Raw genomic sequence first — 23,695 nt, 5'->3', positions numbered from 1 at the left:
GAATAAGGGTTAAATCAACTAATTTAATAGAAATTGGGAGGTGACTAAAATTTATTTAGAAACTCCTCAGCATAGGTATCTGCAAACGACCATCCTAATGTGGTAAATGAACTTAAAACTACAATAGTTAAAGTGGAAAAGCACTAGATCATGTAGAATGTATTATAAATCCAGCATGGCCTAAGACCAAGGAAAATCAAGAGATTTCTAAGAATTTCTATAAGTCTGTAGGTACATACATAGATAAGAATTTCATACATACAAGTGATTACAATAGAATAAAAAGCACAACAGAACTTATAGGAAACATTGTTTTGTGCTTTACTGGAGATGGAGAGTTAAAGGCAGCAGGCAATGCATCAAAAGTAAATGATGTGTTAGAAGCTGGGAAAACAGTAGATAAGGTATCCGAGGCAAGTAAAGCAGCAAAGGGTGCTGAAATGTTAAAAGGAGGAAATAATGCATTTAAACTGGATAAAGCATCTGAGATTGTAGAGAATATAAAGAGTGGATTTTCTGAGAAAATTAAAAATTTAAAGGGACTTCTTAAAGAAAACTTTTTTAATAGAGGTTTAGAACCTTCATTAGAAGGATTGGGGGTCGACTTATCAAAGATTAAGAGTACAGAAGGAAAAGCAGCACTTAATGATTTTAGGAGTAAGCTTAAACAAGCCCTCAAGGTGGATAACAAAAGTGAGACTCACGGAAAAACTGTAGATGATATAATAAATAAAAAGGCAGAAATTGAATCAGATGAAGCGAAAGTAAAATCGGTAGAAAATAAAGCAAGTGATGCTGTAAAGACGACTGTTAATAAAAGTGATGGTGGAAAAGGAGATACTAAAGGGGTAAGTAACCCTTTAAAGAATTATTCTTTAGAGGATTTTACCGAGGAAATGGCTAAACTCCCTCATGCTGAAATCTCAACAGAAATAAGAGATGAGATTATTGGAATACCTAAAGGACAGAAACCTGATCCTAGTGTGTATATGAGCAGCTCAGAAATAAAAAAACATTTATCATTGTTTGATGATGGGGCAGTGCGAATACAAAGCAAAGAATCCTTTGAAAAAGCAATACACTTGTATGGAAGTAATATCGGAGACCCTGCAACTGGTACGTTTGTACTTCCGAAAAGCATTGTTAGTAAGGCTGTAGAGGCATCTAATGGTAATCCACGAATTTTGGAGGAACTTTTAGGATTAGATCCGGGGTATTTAGGAGAGCATCCAATTATATTGGATATAAATAATCCATCTAATATTAGGATTCCATCAGGAAATGAAGCAGGTGCATGGCCTGAATACTGGAATCCTGGTGGATACACTAGTGGAGGTGTTCCAGAGGCTGTGATTGACCAGATTCCATTAGGAGGATATACAACATCTAGTGTTTATCCTAATTAGTAAATTTGAAGGAGGGAATAATTTATGGAAAAAATACATCATGGAAATGGTTTTGCTATTATCGAGAATGGAGAAAAAATTCAAATTACGTGGTCGGAAGGGCCATATGGGCAACCTGTTTTTTATGATATTTCAAGAGAAAATATGGAGAAGGCACTAAAATCAGAACAGGATGCTTATAAAGTAATGGTTTATGCGGAGACAGGAAAATGGCCTTCAGAAAAAAGTGAACAGATAGAAAAAAAGAAGGCATTTGTTAGACGCTTTCCTGAACTATTGATTAAATCACCAGAGAATCAAGATTTATTTGATGAAGAAGAATTAAAAATACTGCTTAAACAAATAAAAGAATGATTGTAAAAGTGAGAATTATTATTATAACAAAATAACTCGCTAGATAAATAATATTTATACTCACTACAGTATTTTTGACTAGATATATAGGGTAGTAGAAACATTAAAAAATACTGATATTTAATTTACTAAACTTTCTACATAATAATGCAGCGAAAAGATGAAATGAATCGGCTGAATTTAAGTAAGCTGGTTCATTATTTTTTTAGAAATTAATATATGATGTAAATTCATTTATTGCTTCAAAAATAGAAGAAGAATGTGATTCAAAGATAGCTGAGGAGCAAGGAAAGTAGGACATAGCAATGGGGCTTGTTGAAACACCTTTGCAATTACCTCATTTAGCATTCGAAAGAGAAACAGAACTTTTTAGAAATCCTGTTGGAGTTATGAAGCATATAGTTAATGATGGCATAAGTCCATCAGATTTTATTATGGGCATAACACCCCAGGAAAAGCTTAAATTCTTAAATAATTCAGCTGAGGGTGTTATAAATACAGGCAAGCAGTTTTGAAATGCAAATCCACACAATAAGGAGAGAATGTCAATTGACATTATGGGCAATGCAGCTCTTTTTTTTGGAGGTTTAGGAGAAGCAAAGAGTGCTATAGAGGCAGAAAAAGTAGGAAGTGAAGCTGGTGTTATAAAAGCAGCGAAAGGAGAAGAATTTAAAGTACCTAAGTTTGAAACACCAGGAGACATATTTAAGGAGATAAAGAAAGTATTTGGATATAATGAGGAAGAAAATTTCTTATCGAAAACCATGAAATTATCATCAAAATTGACTGAAAGTCCTATGGTAAAAACTTTCCCCAAAGGATTAAAAAATGGCATGTCTGAAATCAAAGCTGAAATATCAGATTCTAATATAGTTAGGAAGGTAGAAGAAAAACCAGTTATCAAAGCAGTACAAGAGACAAAAAATGTTCCGAAAGAAATCAATGGTAAAGTAAAAAATGATATAATAAATAGAAAATCAGAAGCGTCATCAGAAGTTGCAAAAGTAAAATCGGTAAAAAATAAGGCAAGTGAGGGTGTAAAGACAACTGTTAATAAAAGTGACGGAGGAAAAGGAAATACTACGGGAGTAAGTAATGCTGAGACTACTTTAGATCCTAAATTGGGGAAATATGTTCAGCACTCATTTGAAGGTTTAGGAAAAGAAGCGCAAGATAATTTCAATAAATATCTTAGAGAAAATGTTTGGTGCGATAAAACGTTATCTAATGCAGAAAAAATTGATATTATGAAAGCCAACTTTGATAAGTTAATACCAGAACAAAAAGTAAATTTTAATGTTTCAAATGAAGTAAGAGTACTTAAAAATCCTGATTATTCTAATTGGGGTCAATGGCCAGATATTGATTGGCCAAAATTCCCGGGATTAAATAAAGATACTGCAAAGAATGTATATAATGAGGCTACTGGAAAAATAGAAATTCCTAATAATGTAGATAGACTTGGAAGTCCTTATGGTAATAATTTAGGAGTGGTAAAAGATGGACATCATTGTACACAAGATGAACGCTCAATTTGCTATATTGAAAATAAATATGCAACCAATGGTTATCAATTTGATGGAACATATTATAAAGATGTGATTGATGCAGTAAAGGATTTTGATATTGATAATCCAGGAAAATCCGTTGATAAAATAAATTCTATTATTGATATACAAAATAAGATAAATGGAACAAACTTGGTTAAAGTAGATGCTGCAGATATTGTTTTATGGAAAGATGATTATATTAAATTTCAAAACAATCCTAATTTGATTGAGTTATGTAAAGAAAAAGGAATAGATTCTACTTATGGTGTTATGGGAAAAGCTGAGAAATGGATGGTAAATGGAGAGTTAATTACAAATGGTGGTGCAGGACAAATCAATACGCCAGTTTCAGTAAAAACTTTAGAGGATACTGCTTTAATTAAAAATGTTGGAGGATGGTAAGATGACATATACAGAATATTTAAGTAAAATTAAAGACAGTAACATAAATTTAGAAAGATTAAATATTGTGATTGGAAGAAAGACAAATGTACCATATTCTAAAGGATGCTATCAAGAAAATGATATTTGGTATTTTTATGATGTAAATGAAAGGCAAGATTTAGTTATTACTAAAACAGGAACAGAAGATGAAATTTTTGGTTATTTATATTTGATTACTAGAGCATTATTAAAACAATATAGAAGCTAAAAATATTGAATATATTAAGTTGATAATATGAAATGAATATGAAAATAAAATAAATGTTTTTGGCATAAATTTAGAACAACTAAATATTGTGATTGGAAGAAAAACAAATGTACCATTTTCCACAGGTTGTTACTTTGAAGATGGAAATTGGGTTTTGTATGGTGTAGACGAAATACAAAACTTTTCAATTGTTGAAAAGGGAGATGAAGATAGAATTTTTAAATTTTTATACATGATAACTTTGGGGAAAATAGGCAAATAGGTTTAGAAGCCTGCTAATGTACAATTTTAAATTACTACAAAGATATATATTAACTGGATTGATAAGTTGAATATTACAATTGATATACTAAACTATCAGATAATGCAACATATTTAGTTGAATTATAATAAGAATTCAGTGAGGAGAGGATAAAGTGAACTAGCTGAAAAATAAGTAGCTAGTTCATTGTTTTTTTGCAGTGATAAATAGTAGCAAGAAATGCATTAACAGAAGATAGCAAGGAATTACTTGATAGCAGTAATATTGATGACATAGCAACAGTCTCAGATATGAAGGATTTTTATGACAAATTCCAAAATCACAAGAGAGATGTCAGGAAATAAGAAAAGAAATGAGAGATAAGATTTTACATAAATCTATGTTGTACTTTGCTAGAAACGGATTTTTGGAAACTAAAATAAGTGATTTATCAAAATATATAGGTATTGGACAGGGAACGCTCTATTTGTATTTTTAATCTAAAGAGGAACTGTTTAATGAAATTGCTAAAAGAATAAATTATGAAGAAGATGTAGCAGAGCTAAAGCTGCTTACTATTCTGCCAATAACGGCAAAAAATAAGATACATAAATTAACTGAATCAATTATGAAGAAATTAGAGCAAGGTGAAAAATTTGCAGCAAAGGTGGCTTTGAATACACAGATGATGTTTGAGGAAAAAGAGTATGCTTCGGTGGATGCCACTTATCGCTCAGATTTATACAAGTATACTGCTCAGATCGTAAAGCAAGGGCAAAAGGAAGGCAGTGTTGTTCAAGGAAGTGAAATGAAGCTGACAGATTATTATTGGAGTACTGTATATCTGTATTCCCTAAAGAAGCTATTTACTGTTCAATATGAAAGCATATCAGTACATGATTTAGAAAGAATATTGCTAAAGGATGGTATAAGGGATAATGTGTAAAAAGATAGCTATTATTATTGGTGCAACAGGTGGCATTGGAAGGAAATTTACAGCTTTACTTGCAAAAGAAAATTTAGATGAAATATGGATTATAGCAAGAAATAAAGAAAAACTGGAATTATTAAAATCCCAATATGGAGAAAAAATTGTATCAATTTCGAAGGACTTAACTGATACAAAATCCCTATATGACATAGGCAAATTGCTTGATGATACAAAGCCGGTAGTGCAATATTTAGTAAACAATGCCAGTTTGGCAAAAATGGGATCGTATAAGGATTTTACATTAGAAGAAATTGAAAACACAATAAATTTAAACTGTAAAGCTCCTACTATACTGTCAAACTTATGTATTCCATATATGAAAAAAGGAAGTTGCATATTGAATATTTCTTCAGCAGCTGCGTTTCAGCCAGATCAATACATCAATCTCTATGCAGCATCTAAGGCTTTTGAAAGAAGTTATTCCAGAGCTTTAAATGTAGAGGTTCAGTCCCTTGGTATAGCGGTGATAGCAGTATGCCCAGGTTGGGTGAATACAGATATGATTACAAAGACGATTAATGGACACAAAGTTAAGTTTCCAGGCATGGTTACAGCAAAGAGGGTAGCAGAAAAGGCAATCAGCGATGCTAAGAGGGGGAAGGATATGTCAGTCTGTTCTTTATATGTAAAATGTCAGCATTTAAATGTAAAGCTGATGCCACAAAAGCTTACTATGAAAATATGGATGGAGGGACTAAAAAAGTATATATGAGCAAACAAATTATAACGGAACGGACAAACCTTTTTGAACCAAATGTATATATTGTTATATATGTAGAGATAGATGGAAAACCACCAGTTGAACGGCTGAAAGAAGCAATACAAAAAGCATTCCCAAGAAATGAACTTACAATGTCAAAGGTAACTATAGATGAAGCAGGACGAGCATATTATGAGAAATTAAAGGAAAGTGGATGCAAGGTCATAATCACGCAAAGTGACTGGAAAAGTATTATAGCAGAGAATGAAAAGCAGCCCTTTGAAATAAAGTGTGGAGAATTGATGCAGGTGTTTGTGAAGGAAAATGGTAAAATATTTTTTATGGCACATCATCTCGCAGGGGATGGAAAGTCAATCATTACACTTTTGCAGGATGCATTAATGATACTCACGGGAAATGAAATACAATGTAAGCCGGCAAATATTATCACAAAAGAATTTTTATATAAAAGGGGAAAACTAAGTTTTTTTATAAGAAATATGTATCACATCTAAATAAAGTATGGGAAAGAGAAATACAAAGTTATTCATGGGATGATTATGAGGCAATTCATAAAAGGATTCATAAAATGATAAATTCTCCGAAGCATAAATACTTTGTATTGCTTTTTATGGAAGAGCTTTGTCCAACATTAGTAGATGCTGTATTACTTGCCGCTCATGGACAAACCAATAATAAAATAGCTGGAAAAGCAGCATATGTTATGGGGTATAAGGAAACTAAGAAAACGGATTTGGGTGTCACCAATCTCGGTATTATTAAAATGCCAACCCAATATGGAAAATATAAGGTGAATAATATTATTTTTGTACCACCAGCGATATCATATGCCAAGAACATTATAGGGATATCTACAATAAATGATAGAATTACTATTACTTATCATGGAATCAAAAATGGTGAGGAAAACGGTTGGTTTAAAGAGCTAGTTTGTAGAATGAGTAAATAAATGGAACAATATAAAGTATAAGATTTGTATCAGAGGATGGTATCATTAACTTTGGTATGATATTAGAAGATTACATGAAAGTATTGGATATGTAATCTCCTAAATAATGTTAGGAACTATAAAGAAAATCTCATAAAAAGTTTGATTTTGTGTTTAAAATATTACCATAAACTTACATGTTTATGGTAATATTATCTATAGTATATGTGAGTTAATTTATAAAAATTTGGTCCGTGTGTAAACACAAAAGTTTTGGGTACAAACATAAATATAAGCTTGTCTTGACCTGAAACTTCCCCAGTCTGTATTACTGTCCATTGATTGATTGGTCCATGTCCAATTACGTTAGTTTTAACACCTTTATTAGCATATGGTATAAAAGTTGTAGAGTTCTTAGGAACCCAGAAGAAAACTTTCATATGAGGTAAATGGTCAGCTCCAATCATCCAACTGTGAACGGGAGTACCCCTCTTTTCAACTTCATTGGTAGCAATATAATTTGAAGTAGAGTTAGACGAAAGAAAAAGGGATGATGTTTTTACTAATACAAAAATACAAAAGGCTAAAACAAATATAGATAAAAATATCTTTAAACATTTCATTTTAAAACTTCCTGTCCTTAGAATTATTAATTAAACTGTAAATACATAGGCCGTAATAAAGTTTATACATGAATTTTGAATTATACATGTTAGTATAATAACATTAAATAAACATTACTACAATAATGATTTTGAGTTGACTTTCTTTAATAAGGATAATTTAGAAGATAAATTAAAGGAGTTGATGAAAGTGGATACAGATATAGAAAGAGTTGAAGAGAGACTTGAACATTTAAGCAAAAACTTATAATTAAATCATTAATAAAAATAAAACTATACCATATAAAATAACTAATGCAAAATCCAGTTTATAAATTATAGTTTTATGTATTCATATCTTGCTTCAATAATATTTTTAAATAAGTTCAATGATAATGTAATAAGTTTATTAACAGGTTTTATTTAAAATTTCTCCAATATTCTTTGAAGTATAACAGAAACATTTTCTCTTGGCATTACCATGCCGTCAGTTAACCAATCTTCTAAAACACCTATAACCCCTGAAACAATAAAATTAGCTTCTACTTTGTCATAATCAGTACCGTTAATATTTATAGGCCTAGAGAGTATTATACATTCATGTAAAACTTTGTCATAGAAATATTTTTTGAGCCTAGATAAAACATTTCCGTTGAAGTCGAGTTGAATGAAAAGTTTAAATATATCATGATGAAGTGATATATAATCCATAATATTATCTATTAGATCCATAAGATTTTTTTCATTAGTATATGGATTGGATTTTTCAAATAATTCACCAAGTCCAGTATACAATTCATTTTCAATATGACTGTATAGATCATAAACATCCTTGTAATGCAGATAAAAGGTGCCTCTTCCTAAGTAAGCTATTCTTGAAATTTCAGATACTGTAATTTGATTGAGTCTTTTTTCTTTCAAAAGTGATAAAAATGCTTCGCGAATTGCGGCTTCAGTTTTTACAAATCTTCTATCTTTCATGTTTCCTCCAGACAATAATACAAATATTTATTAAGTGTTCATTAATGTACAAAGTTAGAGTAATTGCCGATTGTGATACTACATATATCAAAGTATAATTTACACATATTAATTAGTCAACAGGTGTTCATGAAAAATTGCATAAGGAGGTAGATAATATGCAGAAACTTTTAAAACATCGATGGAAATTTTTTGTTTTATGGATTGTAATTATTGCAGGATCCATAATAATTCAACCCAATTTAAAGCAAATACTTAATCAAAAAGGAGAGGCCACAATACCAGATAATGAGGCATCAAAAATAGCATCAAAAATGTTAAATAGTATGGGTGAGAATTCTAAGGGAGATTCCCTTTTATTAGTGTTTAATGACAAAAATAAAATTTCAAATAATGATATGAAAGATATTAAAAATGGAATTGATAAGCTTAACAGAAATAAATCAAAATTAAAAATAACTAGTATTTTAGACTCATTTGATACCCCAGAAGCAAAAGATCAATTACTATCTAAAGATAAGACTACGTTATTAGCACAAGTTTATTTTGAAAGAGGAACTAGGGATAGTGATACTGTAATGAGTGATTTTAAAAGTACACTTAAGAGTGTTAAAGTAAAACACTACATAACTGGATCATTTCCAATAAACAATGATTACTTAAATGATGTGGGGGAAGGTGTTGATAAAAGCGGTCAAATTACGATTATATTCATATTAGTTGTTTTGATTTTTATGTTTCGTTCTTTGATTACACCACTCATAAGTCTTTTAGCCGTGGGCATTTCATATGGTTGTTCTATGGCAATTATAGGCATACTTATACATCAATTTAATTTTCCAATTACAGGTTTTACAGAGATGTTTGTAATTTTAATATTATTTGGAATAGGGACTGACTATCACATTCTTTTATTTAATAGATTTAAAGAAGAGCTTTCGCATGGGTTAAGTGTAGAAGGAGCAGTGGTAACAAGTTATAGAACTGCGGGTAGGACAATACTATATAGTGGAATAACTGTTTTAATAGCTTTTGCAAGTTTAACCTTTGTTAAGTTTCCGGTATATAAGTCGGCAAATGCAGTTGCTATAGCTATAGGGATACTTTTGATAGAAATTATGACTCTTACACCAATTATAATGAGAACACTTGGGAAAAAACTATTTTGGCCTTCAAAAAATAGGAGTGGACACAAAAAAAGTGTTTTCTGGGGTAAAATTGCGATAGCATCTGTTAAACATCCAATAGTTTCATTAATAATTGTATCAGCTTTAATTGCTCCAGTTATTATATTTAATACAACAAAATTATCTTTCAATAGTGTTAAAGATTTAAATCCTAAAGACCCTTCTATACAAGGTTTTAATCTCGTAGTGAATAAGTTTGGCGCAGGTAAAGTTATGCAGACAGATATTGTTTTGAAAAATGATAAGCCTATGGACAATAATGAGGATCTTGCTGTCATAGATAATTTAACACAAAAACTAAAAGGAGTAAAAGGCATAAAAGAAGTTTATGGGCCTACTCAACCTAAAGGAGCTATGATAGATGATTTGTATACAAATAACCAAACAAAAACTGTTATTAATGGTTTGGATGATGCAAATAGTGGTGTAAAGGAAATTAAAAATGGTATACTTACCATGAATAATAGCTTGCCAAATGAGGATTTTTCAGCAGTTGCAGAATTATCAAATGGAACAGGTCAGCTTCAAAGTGGTATAAATACTGTAACAGGTGTACTTCAAAAAATAAATAATGGTATTGAAAGTGGGGCAAATGGAGCGGATGACCTTGTTTCGGGCATAGGACAACTTAGGTCAGGAGTGAAAAGTATAAATGATGCAGCTAATAATATTTCACAAAGTATCGATGATATAAATAAAGGATATGATGCTCTTGGAGCGGGATACAAGGCTATACCTGCATCTATTGGGCAATTGAAACAAATGGTGCTTGCTATGCAAATAAATATTTCTAATATTAATGCAAAGTTGCCTAACGACCCGGATGTTGGACAAATGAAGACTATGCTTAATAATTTATCAGGAGCTTTAGATGAGGTTACAACATCTGTAAATGGGGCCAATGATAATTATGATTTATTAACATCAAATTTATCTAAAGTTAATGCTGGACTTAAGCTAATTGTTGATAATACAAGTGATCAATCAAAATTAGTTGAAGGAATAAATGAACTTGAAAATGGTGAAAAAGCACTTTCAAGTGGACTTAGGCAAGGAAGTGCGGGACAGACGCAGGTTATCCAAAGCATGTCGCAATTGAATGATGGGGCAGAAAAAATCAAGAACGGACAACAGGCACTAAATAATGGAATTAGTGGTCTTGGTAATGGAATTGGTGAATTAAAGAATGCATTAGGAAAGAGCAGCGATGGCCTAACAACTATATCTGATGGAATAAATAAAAGTAATGATTTTTTAACACAGCTAACAACGACCAAAAGTTTTTATATTCCTAAGGAAGTTTTCAAAACAAAAGATATAACTAAAATGCTTGATATGTATATGTCTAAAGATAGAAAAATGATAAGGTTAACTTTGACACTTGCTTCAGAACCTGATTCAGAAAGATCTGTTAGTCTTATAAATAATATTAATAGTTTTGTCAAAAGCCAATTAAAAGGTACAAAAATTCAAAATGTGGATATTGGAATAGCAGGAGATACTGCGGAAACTAATGATTTGAAAAATATAGCGACCCATGATATAAACTTTACACAGATAATTGTGCTAGCGGCTATCTTTTTATTACTTGTTTTAGTAATAAGATCTTTTTGGATACCAATATATATAATTGCTTCATTAATGATAGCATACTTTACCTCATTGGCATCAACTATGTTTATATCTAAAATATTATTTAGTAGTGCTAAGGATGGGTTAGCTTGGAATGTTCCTTTCTTTGCCTTTATAATGATAGTTTCACTTGGCGTTGACTATAGTATATTTCTTATGATGCGTTTCAAGGAGTATCCAGAGCTTTCAAAAAAGGAAGCAATTATTCTATCTGCAAAAAATATTGGAGGAGTGGTGATGTCTGCTGCTATAATACTTGCAGGAACTTTTGCTACTTTATATCCATCAAATATAATTGTATTAATGGAATTGTCTATTTGTGTTGTGATTGGATTGTTTATACTTAGTTTTATATTACTTCCGTCAGTAATACCAGCGCTTATTTCTATAAGTAAGAATAAGCAGAAAATTGAAGAAGAGGACATTAATTGTGCTGTTTAGAAAAAGTCATAAACTATTCAAAGCAGACGGTGATTTTGGTTTCGCAAAATACTTTGACGCAATAAATCATGATAAGCTGATAAGAATACTATCGAAGTACGTCTGAAATATATTCATTGAAGCATTAATTTATATTGAACCGCCGTGTACTGAAGGGTACGCACGGTGGTGTGAGGGGTCGCTGAATAAAACAATTATTCAGCATCTACTTGATTATGTTTAATTTTATATTATCTATAGTATATGTGAGTTGATTTATAAAAATTTGGTTCGTGTCCAATTACGTTAGTTTTAACACATCTATTAGCATAGGGTATAAAAGCTGTAGAGTTCTTAGGAACCCAGAAGAAAACTTTCATATGAGGTAAATGGTCAGCCCAATCATCCAACTGTGAACGGGAGTACTCCTCTTTTCAACTTCATTGGTAGCAATATAATTTGAAGTAGAGTTAGATGAAAGAAAAAGGGATGATGTTTTTACTAATACAAAAATACAAAAGGCTAAAACAAATATAGGTAAAAATATCTTTAAACATTTCATTTTAAAACTTCATGTCCTTAGAATTATTAATTAAACTGTAAATACATAGGCCGTAATAAAGTTTATACATGAATTTTGAATTATACATGTTAGTATAATAACATTAAATAAATATTTCTACAATAATAATTTTTGAGTGAAATATTACGAAATGGAACTTGACTTATTATCAAAATCACACCATTATATTAAGCATATGATTAGTAAATCTTTATAGAAGATATGAGAGGATGTAATAAGTTGAATATAGTTAATTATTTAAAAAACAAACTAATAGTATCTTGTCAAGCTTTGCCAGATGAGCCATTACACTCTTCCTTAATAATGGGGAAAATGGCATTAGCAGCAAAACAAGGTGGTGCCTCAGGAATTAGGGCTAATACGAAGGAAGATATATTAGAAATTAAACGTAATGTAGATTTACCTATTATAGGTATAGTAAAAAGAGATTATGCTGATAGTGAAATATATATTACTCCAACTATGGATGAAATTGAAGAACTAGTAGAAGCTAAGGTTGATATTATAGCTCTTGATGCTACAAGTTCTTTAAGACCCAATAACATATCTTTAGATGAATTTTTTTTAGAAATTAAGAGAAGATATCCAAAACAATTATTAATGGCTGATTGTTCAACTTATGAAGAAGCAATACATGCTGATGAATTAGGTTTTGATTTTATTGGAACTACATTAGTAGGATACACTAAACAGAGTAGAGGAATAAAAATAGAAGAAAATGATTTTGAATTAATAAGAAAAATATTAGGAAAAGTTAATAAACCAGTAATAGCAGAGGGGAACATAGATACACCTAAGAAAGCACGCCGCGTTTTAGAATTAGGCTGCTGCAGTGTTGTAGTAGGTTCGATTATTACAAGACCACAAATCATCACCAAGAAGTTTGTAGATAAAATAAATGATATAGGAGTGTAACTATAGTAAAAGCACTCTGTGAGTATTATAAAGAAGAAACAACAATTATTCCTTCAGTTCCAGTAGTAGTGTTATTTATTCTGATGAAAATAACTGCATATGGTAAATTAAAAATTAAGTATATTAATATAGATAAGAAACATATGCATAAAGATGCTACAATAATAGTTAATAAGGCAGCAGGAAGTGAATTATAGAACTAAATATTTTTATTGTGTCACTTTGTCACCGACTTATTCTATAATTGGAGGAATAAAAATGTGTAAAAAAAATGTGATTAAAAGATTGCTTATAGGTCCTATAGCTATACTAATTTTATTAATATGCGGGTTTTATGTATATACATTGAATTATTACAAAGCACAAAATACAGCAAAAGAAACTGTGGCTCAAAGTAATCATTATGCAGTGAAAGATGGTAGCATGATCATATTTTATCCAAAGTTTCGAGACAAAGATAAAACAGCAATTATATTTTACCCGGGAGCAAAGGTTGAATATATTGCATATGCGCCCATTTTAAAGAAGCTTGCAGATAGAGGAATTACTACAGTACTTTTAAAAATGCCTTTTAATTTAGCAATTTTTGATACAAATGCGGCAGATAAAGTATATAAAAAGCTGCCTAATATAAAGAATTGGTACATTTCTGGACATTCACTAGGTGGGGCTATGGCAAGTAAATATTCAGCTGAGAATGAAAGTAGGCTTAAAGGAATTATTTTATTAGGAGCATACAGGATTAAGAAAACAACGCTTAGAACTTTAATTGTTTATGGCAGCAATGATAAGATTCTTAACAAAACTAAATTGGATAAAACTTCGAAGATATTAGAGATAAATGGCGGTAATCATGCTGATTTTGGAAATTATGGTGATCAAAAAGGTGATGGAAAAGCGACTATAACTAGAGAAAGTCAACAAAATCAAACAGTTGAGGCAATTTTGAATTTTATTGATGAACAAAAAAAGTAAAATATTTGAGTATTAATATAACTGGAAATTTAGCTTTCCAGTTATATTTTCATATTGCAACAATTCCATACAAAGTCTTAACATTTAAATTTCGAAAATTCTTCATTAAGGCTTATTGAGATATTTTCAAGTTCCTTTGATGCAGTTTTAAGTTTTAAAAATACCTTTTCCTGATTGTTAACAGATTCCTCTGCTGATTCTGTATTTGCTGCCATCTCTTCACTTGCCGCTGACGTATTTGAAATAGCTTGATAGATATTTTCATTTTGATTTAAAAGTGTTTGTGCTATTTCAGAAACATTTGAACTAACGTTCTTTACTTTTTCAACTTGTTCTGATATTTTGTGGAATATTGTAGAAATTGAAGCCATAGAGGATGTTCCTTGTTCCATAAAATTTATACTTTCTTTCATAGTCTTAAATGCTTCAGATATTTGAGCTTGTACCTCACATATTTCTGTGGAAATTTCTTCACTTGAATTTGAAGACTGTTCTGCTAATTTTTTAACTTCATCTGCAACTACAGAAAATCCTTTTCCGCTTTCTCCAGCTCTAGCCGCCTCAATACTTGCATTTAATGCTAATAAATTAGTTTGTCCAGATATATCAGATATAGTAGTTGTTATGTTTGCGATATTTTTAGACCTTTCTGAAAGCTTAGTTATGACGTCACTAGAAACCAGTATACTTTTTTTCATGTCATTAAGTATATCAATTGTTTCTTTTAAATTTTTTGAACCAATTTTAGTGCTATCTTTAGTATCTTTTATCATATTATCTATATTTGTACTTATGCTAACCAATTCTTTTGATTGATTCTCCATGTCACTTACATATGTGGTTATGTTTGATATTTCTTTGGCTGTTACTCGAGTTCCTAAAGATAAGTTTTTAATACTCTCTTGAATATTTTCACCACCTTGAGCTATTGTTAAGCTTATGTCTGTACAATTTTTAGAAGATTTATTAACTACATTTGATACACCTTTTAACTTCAGAATGATTTCTTTTAGTTCCTTTGTCATTTTATTAAAGGTGGCATTAAGGCTTCCAAGTTCATCTTTGGATTCTGGTAAATAATTAGTCAAATCACCTTTAGCAACTTTTTCTGCTGCTAAAGATACTTGTAATAATTTATTAAAGAAATATTTAAGTATTATAACTAATACTATTATCAGTATTATTATTGCAAAAGCTGTAATGAAAGTAGAAAAATATAAAAGTGAATTTACGCTGCTAACATATTCTTTAGTGGGTACCTCGAGAAACATATACCAGTTGGTTCCGTCAATATGTGAAGAGAAAAGCTTTTTTGTTCCAGAAGTATCTTTAAATTCGCCATATGAATTTTCTTTGGATATGCCCTGTTTAAGTAAAGTTACATAATCTTTATTTGAATTTTTTAAAAAATTACTTTTGTTTATTAATGAATTATTTTTATGAAAAAGCACAGTACCATCTTTATTTAAAATATAAACATTATCAGTTTTTCCTAAATGAAAATTTGTATTTTCTTTAAAGACTGTTGAAACAAGACATGCGCCACTTACGAGTCCTTTTACTTTATTTGTATTAATGTCTTTTACAGGACATTCCATTGATATAATCCACTCTGATGGATTTTCTTTTGCTTGAAATGGATTTGATATAATTTCTTTTCTTTGCATGACTTCTGGAAAAGTATTTTCAGAACTTATATTTATTGTCGTATTATCTTGAAGTGTTAATTTTCCAGATGCATCGCTTATTCCTATACTGTTAAAAACTCCATTATAATTATTTTTTTCATGTTTAAAATAAGGTACTATTTTATTTGTATCCATGCTGTTTACTGTTTCTGTATTTGCCATTACTTCTACTTGTGATAATCTAGATTTTATCCATGAAGATAAATTTTGCGAATGAACAGCAATTGTTTGTTTTCCTGAGTTTTCAAGCGATGATAGAATTAATTTTTTAGAATTTGCATAACTAATTATTGTTACAAGACTCATTACTGCAGCAAAAATAATTGAAATTAATATAATTGCCTTGATTTGCAAAGAATTATTTCTTTTCATACAGTATCACCCCACCGAATTAGCATATAAATTTAAAATCCTATATAATAACATATTATCATTATTAATTCAATTTTCAAAATTTTAAATCAATATTTTGATTTTATAGAGTTTATTTTAAGTACGATTAATATTTATTATATTACACTTTACAAAAAGGCAAGATAGCAATAGTATTATATTATATTTTGTATAAATTATAATAGACAAAGTTTTGTATTGAGGTGAAAAATTATGACATTATCAGAAAATGAGAAGGAACGTTCTCACAAAATACGTATATCAAAAGAACCGGATGAACGTCGTCAAGAGATTATAGAAACAGCTTTAAAGCTTTTTTCTCAAAAAGGTTATGAAAATACTGCTATTCAAGACATAGCTAATGAAATGAAGGTATCGCCAGGTTTATGTTACAGATATTTTAAATCTAAAACAGAAATTTTTGCAGCGGCTTCAAAATATTATGCAATGAAAGCAGTAGAGGAAATGAAAATCCCAATACCTAAAAACATGTCTGCTGATGAAAAACTAAACATTGTAATGAATCGCATATTTAATTTTTCAAGTAATAATTATGAATTTGAAGCTAGATTTAACGAGGTGTCAAGCATTAGAGCAATAATACTTGATGATGTAGCAGCCGAATTTATAGCTATTATGGTACCAATAATAGAGCAGGGTATTAAAGAAAATATTTTTCATTGCAGTAATGCAGCTAGAACAGCTAGATTTTTAATTTCTGGATTAACTCATACTTTTCATGAGGAAATGCCAGAAGAAAATATTAAAGAATATATGAAGGAGTTTATTAATTTTATACATGAGGTACAGCCGCGTGTCTTAGGTATGAAGATATAATCAGAAATCTTTATTAAAAATGTCAATGAGTGAATAAATTTACTCATTGACATTTTTGACGTTATATTATATTATATCAATGAATAAATTTACTCATTCAAAAGATACAAATTTAGGAGGTTCATTATGAAGGATGAAAAACGTATTAAAATGCTTAGAGAAGCTCCAATTCCAAGGCTATTATTGACGATGGGATTTCCGACTATGCTTGGAATGCTTATTACAGGAGTATATAGTTTAATTGATGCTTATTTTGTTGGTGGGCTTGGCACAAGTCAAATGGGGGCAGTATCCATTACATTTCCATTAGGACAGGCTATTGTAGGTTTAGCTGTATTATTTGGTAGCGGTGCTTCATCGTATCTTTCAAGGCTTTTAGGTGCTAATGATAGGAAAGAGGCCAATCATGTAGCTTCAACAGCATTATATTCTAGTTTAGTAATTGCAGCTGTAGCTATTGCTGTTATAATATTATTACTGCATCCAATTTTATATGCACTTGGTGCAACAGATACTATTTATCCTTATGCTCGTATATATGCTGTAATTTATGTTATAAGTTCAATTTTTAATATTTTTAATGTGACAATGAATAATATTGCAACTAGTGAGGGAGCTTCAAAAATTTCAATGTTTGCTATGCTTATGGGGGCTGTCCTCAATGCGATTTTTGCACCTATATTTATTTACGTTTTAAAAACTGGAATTGCTGGAGCTGCAATTGCTACTGCAATTGCACAAGGTATCACTTCATTCATGTATTTAATTTACATATTAAAAAAGAAAAGTGTATTTAGTTTTTCACCAAAGGATATTCGTATAGATGGAAGTATTTATAAGGAAATATTTAAAATTGGTATTCCTATGTTAGTGTTTCAGCTCACAACAAGCGTAGCTATGGGACTTACTAATGCTGCTGCAAGCGAATATGGGGATGCTGCAATTGCTGCAATGGGAATTGTGACGCGTGTTACTTCTATGATTGCTTATGCTGTAGCAGGTTTTGGAAAGGGATTTCAGCCTATCGCTGGATATAACTATGGAGCAAAACAATATGATAGGGTTAAGGAAGCAACAAAGGTTGGACTTATCTGGACTAGTTCTTTTTGTATCATAGTATCAGTGCTTTTATTTGCATTTGCAACTCCTGTAGTTTCACTATTTACATCTAATGATCTTAAGGTTATAAAAATTGGAGAATTTGCACTTAGAGTTAATGTTGTTATGTTTATTGGAATGGGAGTAGAAACAATATATGGTATGCTTTCATTAGCACTTGGGAAAATTGCTGGGGGCTGGCTTCTTAGTATAGGTAGACAAGGTGTTTTCTTTATTCCCTGCATTTTAATTTTGCCTCATTTTATTGGTTTAAATGGAGTTATTTTTTCTCAAGCAATTGCTGATTTTATTACTATAACGGGCATGATTGTTTTAGCAGTTAAACTTAACAAGGATATAAGCTCACAAGCTTTTAATTTAGGAGTATAAATACAAAAAATCAGATAAAAGTTTTGCTTAATATTATAAATTAAGGTTCATTTAAGGTTGCAAGTATATAATTCATATCAATAGATAGCTTGCAGCCTTAAAATTTTAGTCTAATATTAAAAATTATGACTTAAGGCATGAAGTCATAACTAATGATTTGAATTTTTAAGGCCGCTTACTTAAATTATGGAGGAAATTATTATGCAGCAGGTTAAATATGATATTAAATGTAAAACTTTATCGCCGGAGCGAGAATTTTATAAAGAATCTTATGTACTACTAGAAGGAGCAATTACCGAAGTGATTTCAAGATTAGAGATTATTCGGAAATATAGAGCAATTGAACACAATGATGACCCTATAGAACACTGTAAAGCAAGAATTAAGTCAGCTGAAAGTATGAAAGAAAAATTAAAGAGAAAAAAGCTTCCTATTACTGCAAAGAGTGCTTTAACTGAAATACATGATGCAGCAGGAATACGCGTTATTTGTACATTTTTAGATGATATTTATTGGATTGTAAATATGCTTAAAAATCAGAAGGATATTAAAATTATTAAAGAAAAGGATTATATTAAAAATCCCAAACCTAATGGTTATCGCAGTTATCATATGATTTTACAGGTTCCAATTCATTTAGAAAATGGAGTTCAAATGGTATATTGTGAGATTCAAATACGTACCATTGCGATGGATTGTTGGGCAAGTTTAGAGCATCAGTTAAAGTATAAGAGAGATATTCCTAGTGCAAATATGATTATTGAAGAATTAAAAAGATGTTCGGATGAAATTGCCTCCACGGACTTAAATTTGCAGACTATTCGTGATATGATAGTAGAAATGCAAGATGGAGGTAGAAAGAATAGAGATGAGAATTTTATTAGCTGAAGATGAAAAAGAACTGTCAAACGCTCTTGTTGTTATTTTAAAGCATAATAATTATTCAGTTGATGCTGTGTATGATGGAGCAGAGGCATTAAACTTTGCACTTTCCGAAAATTATGATGTGTTAATTTTGGACATTATGATGCCTAAGATGAGTGGACTTGAGGTATTAGAGAAACTAAGAAAAAAGGGAATTTATACACCAGTTTTGATGCTTACTGCAAAGGCTGAAATTGAAGACAGAATTATTGGACTAGATAAGGGAGCAGATGATTATTTAAGTAAACCATTTGCTATGGGTGAGCTGCTTGCTAGAGTTCGTGCTATGACTAGAAGAAAGTCTGAGTTTACACCAAATTTAATTGAAGTGGGTAATATCAGCCTTAACAAAGAAAGTTATGAATTATCAAATGAAAAATCTTCACTGAGGCTTGGAAATAAGGAATTTCAGATGCTTGAGATGTTAATGAACAACCCTAAACGTATGATTTCTGCTGAGCAGTTTATGGAACGAATTTGGGGATATGATTCTGAAACTGAAATGAATGTGGTGTGGGTATACATATCTTATTTGCGTAAAAAGCTTGAATCTTTAGGCGCTAATGTAAAAATAAAGGCAGTTAGAGGTGTTGGGTATACATTAGAAGTAGAGTAATAAGTAATAATGCTTCGTCGCGTTAAAAGAATCCTATAAATCTAAGGAAAAAATTCCTCCGTACCTACGAAATTTTAGTGTGAATCTTTATAGTGCATTTTTGCAAGTATTAATTTTCATTTATCTACACATAGAAGGGAGGGTAAAACAATGATTAGAAAATTACAGAAAAAGTTTATTATGATTACAATGGGATCATTGGCTATAGTTGTGTTTATTCTTATTGGGGCCATTAATATAGTTAGTTATTATGAATTTGATAGTAAAATGAATGGAGTTATTAAAATTCTTTCACAAAATCAAGGTGAATTCCCCAAATACCAAAAGTCAACAGAGATGCACAGTGAGCAAAAATTTGGTTTTCAAATAAGTCCAGAAACTCAATTTCAAACACGATATTTTATAGTAAAGGTCAATAAAGATGGCAGCATTAAAAAAACTGATACTGAGCATGTTGCAGCCGTTACTTCAGAAGATGCAGTAGGATATGCAAATAAAGTACTTAAAAGTGGTAGAAAAAGTGGACACAAAGATATGTATAAATATGCTGTAGTTGATGAACCATATGGTTCTATGATTATATTTATAGACTACAGAATTCAGAGTCAGGAAATTACTGTATTTTCCCTTATTTCTTGTGTTGTTGCACTAGTTACTTTCTCACTTGTATTTATCCTGGTTTCTATTCTTTCTAAAAGGTTAATTAAACCAATTATTAAAAGTATGGAGAAGCAAAAGCAATTTATTACGGATGCAGGGCATGAGATTAAAACACCACTTGCAATTATTTCAGCTAATGCAGATGTTCTTGAATTGACCTCAGGTAAAAATGAATGGATTACAAGCATTCGAAATCAGACGAGCCGCCTTGATAAACTTGTGAAGAATCTTTTGATGCTTTCTAAAATGAATGAAGATGATATAGAATTGATGTTCTCTGATTTTAATTTAAGTGATGTAGTTTTTGAAACAGCAATGCCATTTAAAGTTATTGCAGAGAATCACAATAAGAAACTTTTAATGGAGGTTGAACCTGAAGTTAAATTCCGTGGTGATGAGGGCAGTATAAATCAGCTTGTTTCAACTCTTGTTGATAATGCCATGAAATATTCTAATGAGAATGGAGAAATTAAAATTTCATTATCATCTATAAAAAAGGGAATAAAGCTCGAAGTATATAATACTGTAGATAAAATAGATAAGGGAAAATTAGATGAATTATTTGATAGATTTTATAGGGCAGATTCTTCAAGAGCTAGAGAAACTGGAGGATATGGAATTGGACTTTCAATTGCAAAGTCTATTGTAGAAACACATCATGGAAAGATTTCGGCAAAAAGTGATGATGGAAAATCTATTCGATTTACTATCATAATTTAAAATAGTGGAAATTAACAATGCTTCGTCGCGTTAAAAAAATGCTATAAATTTTATCATACATGGGGTTTGGGTCAAAGACCCATTATCCTTCTTAACTATAAATAGGCACTTTTTACATTATCACCAACAACGCTATATAAGTATTTCCTAAATTGCCCAAACCTTGTATAATACGGAGAGTGTCCATATTAAGTAAAGAAGGATAATGGGCAAGCCCAAACCTCGTATATGATAATATTGAAAAATTTAAGTGTTTTACTACTTTTGAACCAAGATTTATTAGGATTTTTTTAAATCGTTCCTTCAGCATTGTTACTTCATTTAAAAGGTAAGGCAAGGAGGAAATTCCTCCGTACCTACGGAATTTGAAAATTCTATCATACATGCGATTGGGGATGGTTTAAATAAAGCTTTATCTATAATTATGTTGTTTATGCTAAAGTTTTTTCAGCATCCTCTTCATTTTTGGTTTTAGCCTTTGACTTAAGTATTTTGTAAAGAACTCCAAGCATTATAAACCATACAGGTGTTACAAATAATGCTACACGGGTTTCGCTATTAAGTGCCAGAGTAACTATTACAAAAGCAAAGAATATTAGGATTATGTAGTTAGCAACTGGGTAAAAAGGCATTTTAAATTTAGCTTTAGCTGCAAGTTTATGATTAGCTTTGCGGTATTTCAAGTGGCAAATAACTATAATTGCCCAAATAAATATAAAACAAAATGTTGATATACTTGTAATTAATACAAATACTCCTTCTGGCATAATGTAATTCAAAATAACTGCAATTAAAAGAACAGCTGCGGAGAATACAGTAGCATTAGCAGGTATTTTGCGTGATGTTAGTTTTTTCATTATTGAAGGCGCATTATTTTCATTTGCAAGAGAGTAAACCATACGGCTTGTGCTGAAAATACCGCTGTTACAAGCTGATGCTGCGGATGTTAATACAACAAAATTTACAATACTTGCTGCCGCTGTGATTCCAACTGCTGAAAATACCTGTACAAAAGGACTTTTATCTGCATTAATTGAATTCCAAGGATATATGCTCATAATAATGCCAAGCGCTCCTATGTAGAAAATAATAATTCTAATTGGAATATTATCAATGGCTCTTGGAAGAACATGTTCTGGATCTTCAGTTTCACCAGCTGTAAGTCCCACTAATTCAATTCCAGTAAAAGCAAATACAACCATCTGAAAGGAAAGAATAAAACCTTTCAATCCATTAGGGAAGAGTCCTCCATGTTTCCAGAGGTTTGCAAAACTAGCTGAACCAGCGTTTGTAGAAAATCCTTTAATGATCATAAATGTACCCACTACAATTAGTGATAATATTGCGACAACTTTAATTAAAGCAAACCAAAATTCCATTTCACCAAATAGTTTTACTGTAGCAAGGTTCATAATTAATAAAATTACAAGAACTATAAGACTTGGAACCCACCTTGGTACACTTGGAAGCCAGTATTGTACATAAAGTCCTGCGGCAGTAACGTCAGCCATGGCAAGTGAAATCCAGCAGAACCAATAAGTCCAACCAGTAATAAAAGCAGCTTTATCACCTAGATAATCTTGTACGAAGTCTACAAAAGAATGATACTTTAGATTAGAAAGTAGTAGTTCCCCAAGAGCACGCATAACTAAAAAGCAAATTCCACCTGTTATCATATAAGCAAATAAAATAGATGGACCAGCTAGATGAATAGACCTGCCAGAACCAAGAAATAATCCAGTACCAATTGCACCCCCAATTGCAAGCAGCTGGACGTGACGATTTTTTAGCCCCCTTGATAAATTTTCGTTTTGTGATTTTTGTTGATCCATTTTATCCCTCCATAGTAAGTGTTTTATGATTGGAGATACAAATGGGAGTAGATAAGATTCAAGTGAAGTAATTTATATATTACTCTTGAAAGATATGTTATCTGTCCCTGTCCTTTTACCTGAGAGTTTCGCCATATGGCTTGCTCCTTCGGTGCTCATTAAGAGTCTCTCCAAGGGTTCATCCAATAACGGTCATATCTATATTAATAGATACCTGAAAGATTTACTTCTTCGGTGCATGGCAACAGCCATAACTCTCCCACTATCTTCATCTGAACTATTTAAGTTTAATATTTATATATTAATATATATTTAACAGGGTTACAATGAGACACTTACTAGATGTTTGTTAATGAAATGCTAAGTTTAATGGTAAAATCACAATAACAAACTAAAAAC

23 protein-coding genes and 1 riboswitch are annotated in these 23,695 nt (G+C 30.9%); of the genes, 19 read left to right on the top strand and 4 right to left on the bottom strand.

Going from position 1 to position 23,695, the window contains the following annotated elements:
• The first annotated feature begins 314 nt into the window (after positions 1-314).
• From BEE63_RS07065 to BEE63_RS07020, 11 genes are all read left to right on the top strand, one after another.
• Positions 315-1,406 (top strand): hypothetical protein, encoded by a 1,092-nt coding sequence (locus BEE63_RS07065; protein WP_066020714.1) that lies wholly within the window; start codon positions 315-317, stop codon positions 1,404-1,406.
• A 24-nt stretch (positions 1,407-1,430) separates the two neighbouring features.
• Entirely contained in the window at positions 1,431-1,760 is a 330-nt protein-coding gene (locus BEE63_RS07060; protein WP_066020713.1) for a hypothetical protein, read from the top strand.
• 305 nt (positions 1,761-2,065) lie between these two features.
• Positions 2,066-2,275 carry a hypothetical protein gene (locus tag BEE63_RS07055; protein WP_066020712.1) on the top strand — a complete coding sequence of 70 codons (210 nt, stop codon included), beginning with the start codon at positions 2,066-2,068 and terminating at the stop codon, positions 2,273-2,275.
• Positions 2,276-2,302: 27 nt separating this feature from the next.
• Positions 2,303-3,712: a hypothetical protein gene (locus BEE63_RS07050; RefSeq protein WP_066020711.1), complete on the top strand. Its 1,410-nt coding sequence runs from the start codon at positions 2,303-2,305 to the stop codon at positions 3,710-3,712.
• Between the two features lies 1 nt (position 3,713).
• The gene (locus BEE63_RS07045) at positions 3,714-3,962 is read left to right on the top strand and encodes a hypothetical protein (protein ID WP_066020710.1); all 249 of its coding nucleotides are present in this window, start codon (positions 3,714-3,716) and stop codon (positions 3,960-3,962) included.
• A gap of 88 nt (positions 3,963-4,050) precedes the next feature.
• Positions 4,051-4,224: a hypothetical protein gene (locus tag BEE63_RS07040; protein ID WP_242874718.1), complete on the top strand. Its 174-nt coding sequence runs from the start codon at positions 4,051-4,053 to the stop codon at positions 4,222-4,224.
• Between the two features lie 352 nt (positions 4,225-4,576).
• A complete protein-coding gene (locus tag BEE63_RS21950; RefSeq protein WP_198507936.1) occupies positions 4,577-4,702 on the top strand; it encodes a TetR/AcrR family transcriptional regulator in 126 nt (41 codons plus the stop codon).
• Positions 4,703-4,831: 129 nt separating this feature from the next.
• Positions 4,832-5,149, top strand: coding sequence for a hypothetical protein (locus tag BEE63_RS21945; RefSeq protein WP_198507935.1), 318 nt, complete (start codon positions 4,832-4,834; stop codon positions 5,147-5,149).
• Positions 5,142-5,906 carry an SDR family NAD(P)-dependent oxidoreductase gene (locus BEE63_RS07030; protein WP_066020708.1) on the top strand — a complete coding sequence of 255 codons (765 nt, stop codon included), beginning with the start codon at positions 5,142-5,144 and terminating at the stop codon, positions 5,904-5,906. Before BEE63_RS21945 ends, BEE63_RS07030 begins: the two co-directional genes overlap by 8 nt.
• Positions 5,903-6,409 carry a hypothetical protein gene (locus BEE63_RS07025; protein ID WP_139111558.1) on the top strand — a complete coding sequence of 169 codons (507 nt, stop codon included), beginning with the start codon at positions 5,903-5,905 and terminating at the stop codon, positions 6,407-6,409. Before BEE63_RS07030 ends, BEE63_RS07025 begins: the two co-directional genes overlap by 4 nt.
• A 116-nt stretch (positions 6,410-6,525) precedes the next feature.
• Entirely contained in the window at positions 6,526-6,864 is a 339-nt protein-coding gene (locus BEE63_RS07020) for a hypothetical protein (RefSeq protein ID WP_175400816.1), read from the top strand.
• Between the two features lie 191 nt (positions 6,865-7,055).
• Here the strand turns inward: BEE63_RS07020 and BEE63_RS07015 are convergent, their stop codons facing one another.
• Complete coding sequence (locus BEE63_RS07015; protein ID WP_066020705.1) at positions 7,056-7,466, bottom strand: hypothetical protein; 411 nt, start codon at positions 7,464-7,466, stop codon at positions 7,056-7,058.
• A gap of 402 nt (positions 7,467-7,868) precedes the next feature.
• On the bottom strand, positions 7,869-8,426 hold the full coding sequence (locus BEE63_RS07010) for a TetR/AcrR family transcriptional regulator (protein WP_066020704.1): 558 nt from the start codon (positions 8,424-8,426) through the stop codon (positions 7,869-7,871).
• Positions 8,427-8,584: 158 nt separating this feature from the next.
• Here BEE63_RS07010 and BEE63_RS07005 point away from each other — a divergent pair, with 158 nt between their 5' ends.
• The 3 genes from BEE63_RS07005 (at position 8,585) to BEE63_RS06995 (ending at position 14,138) form a co-directional block, all read left to right on the top strand.
• Positions 8,585-11,686 (top strand): MMPL family transporter, encoded by a 3,102-nt coding sequence (locus tag BEE63_RS07005; RefSeq protein WP_066020703.1) that lies wholly within the window; start codon positions 8,585-8,587, stop codon positions 11,684-11,686.
• Positions 11,687-12,467: 781 nt separating this feature from the next.
• Positions 12,468-13,163, top strand: a complete 696-nt coding sequence (locus BEE63_RS07000; RefSeq protein WP_066020702.1) for an N-acetylmannosamine-6-phosphate 2-epimerase — start codon at positions 12,468-12,470, stop codon at positions 13,161-13,163.
• A 258-nt stretch (positions 13,164-13,421) separates the two neighbouring features.
• Complete coding sequence (locus BEE63_RS06995; RefSeq protein ID WP_066020701.1) at positions 13,422-14,138, top strand: alpha/beta hydrolase; 717 nt, start codon at positions 13,422-13,424, stop codon at positions 14,136-14,138.
• Positions 14,139-14,215: 77 nt separating this feature from the next.
• On the opposite strand, the gene BEE63_RS06990 is transcribed toward BEE63_RS06995, so the two are convergent.
• Positions 14,216-16,198 carry a methyl-accepting chemotaxis protein gene (locus BEE63_RS06990; protein ID WP_066020700.1) on the bottom strand — a complete coding sequence of 661 codons (1,983 nt, stop codon included), beginning with the start codon at positions 16,196-16,198 and terminating at the stop codon, positions 14,216-14,218.
• A gap of 234 nt (positions 16,199-16,432) precedes the next feature.
• Between BEE63_RS06990 and BEE63_RS06985 the strand changes: the two genes are divergently transcribed.
• From BEE63_RS06985 to BEE63_RS06965, 5 genes are all read left to right on the top strand, one after another.
• On the top strand, positions 16,433-17,056 hold the full coding sequence (locus BEE63_RS06985; protein WP_066020699.1) for a TetR/AcrR family transcriptional regulator: 624 nt from the start codon (positions 16,433-16,435) through the stop codon (positions 17,054-17,056).
• Positions 17,057-17,182: 126 nt separating this feature from the next.
• Positions 17,183-18,544 carry an MATE family efflux transporter gene (locus BEE63_RS06980; RefSeq protein ID WP_175400836.1) on the top strand — a complete coding sequence of 454 codons (1,362 nt, stop codon included), beginning with the start codon at positions 17,183-17,185 and terminating at the stop codon, positions 18,542-18,544.
• A gap of 201 nt (positions 18,545-18,745) precedes the next feature.
• On the top strand, positions 18,746-19,432 hold the full coding sequence (locus BEE63_RS06975) for a GTP pyrophosphokinase (protein WP_066020697.1): 687 nt from the start codon (positions 18,746-18,748) through the stop codon (positions 19,430-19,432).
• The gene (locus BEE63_RS06970) at positions 19,413-20,084 is read left to right on the top strand and encodes a response regulator transcription factor (RefSeq protein WP_100369877.1); all 672 of its coding nucleotides are present in this window, start codon (positions 19,413-19,415) and stop codon (positions 20,082-20,084) included. Before BEE63_RS06975 ends, BEE63_RS06970 begins: the two co-directional genes overlap by 20 nt.
• Positions 20,085-20,234: 150 nt before the next feature.
• The gene (locus BEE63_RS06965) at positions 20,235-21,464 is read left to right on the top strand and encodes a sensor histidine kinase (protein WP_066020696.1); all 1,230 of its coding nucleotides are present in this window, start codon (positions 20,235-20,237) and stop codon (positions 21,462-21,464) included.
• Positions 21,465-21,895: 431 nt separating this feature from the next.
• Here BEE63_RS06965 and BEE63_RS06955 read toward each other — a convergent pair whose 3' ends face one another.
• Positions 21,896-23,296 (bottom strand): amino acid permease, encoded by a 1,401-nt coding sequence (locus BEE63_RS06955; RefSeq protein WP_066020694.1) that lies wholly within the window; start codon positions 23,294-23,296, stop codon positions 21,896-21,898.
• Between the two features lie 97 nt (positions 23,297-23,393).
• Positions 23,394-23,480: riboswitch (glycine riboswitch) on the bottom strand.
• Positions 23,481-23,695: the final 215 nt, after the last annotated feature.

It is taken from the genome of Clostridium pasteurianum, from assembly GCF_001705235.1.
Taxonomy (GTDB): domain Bacteria; phylum Bacillota; class Clostridia; order Clostridiales; family Clostridiaceae; genus Clostridium_S; species Clostridium_S pasteurianum_A.
Note: the sequence above shows the minus strand (reverse complement) of the source record. Positions and strands in the feature narration are given on the sequence as shown.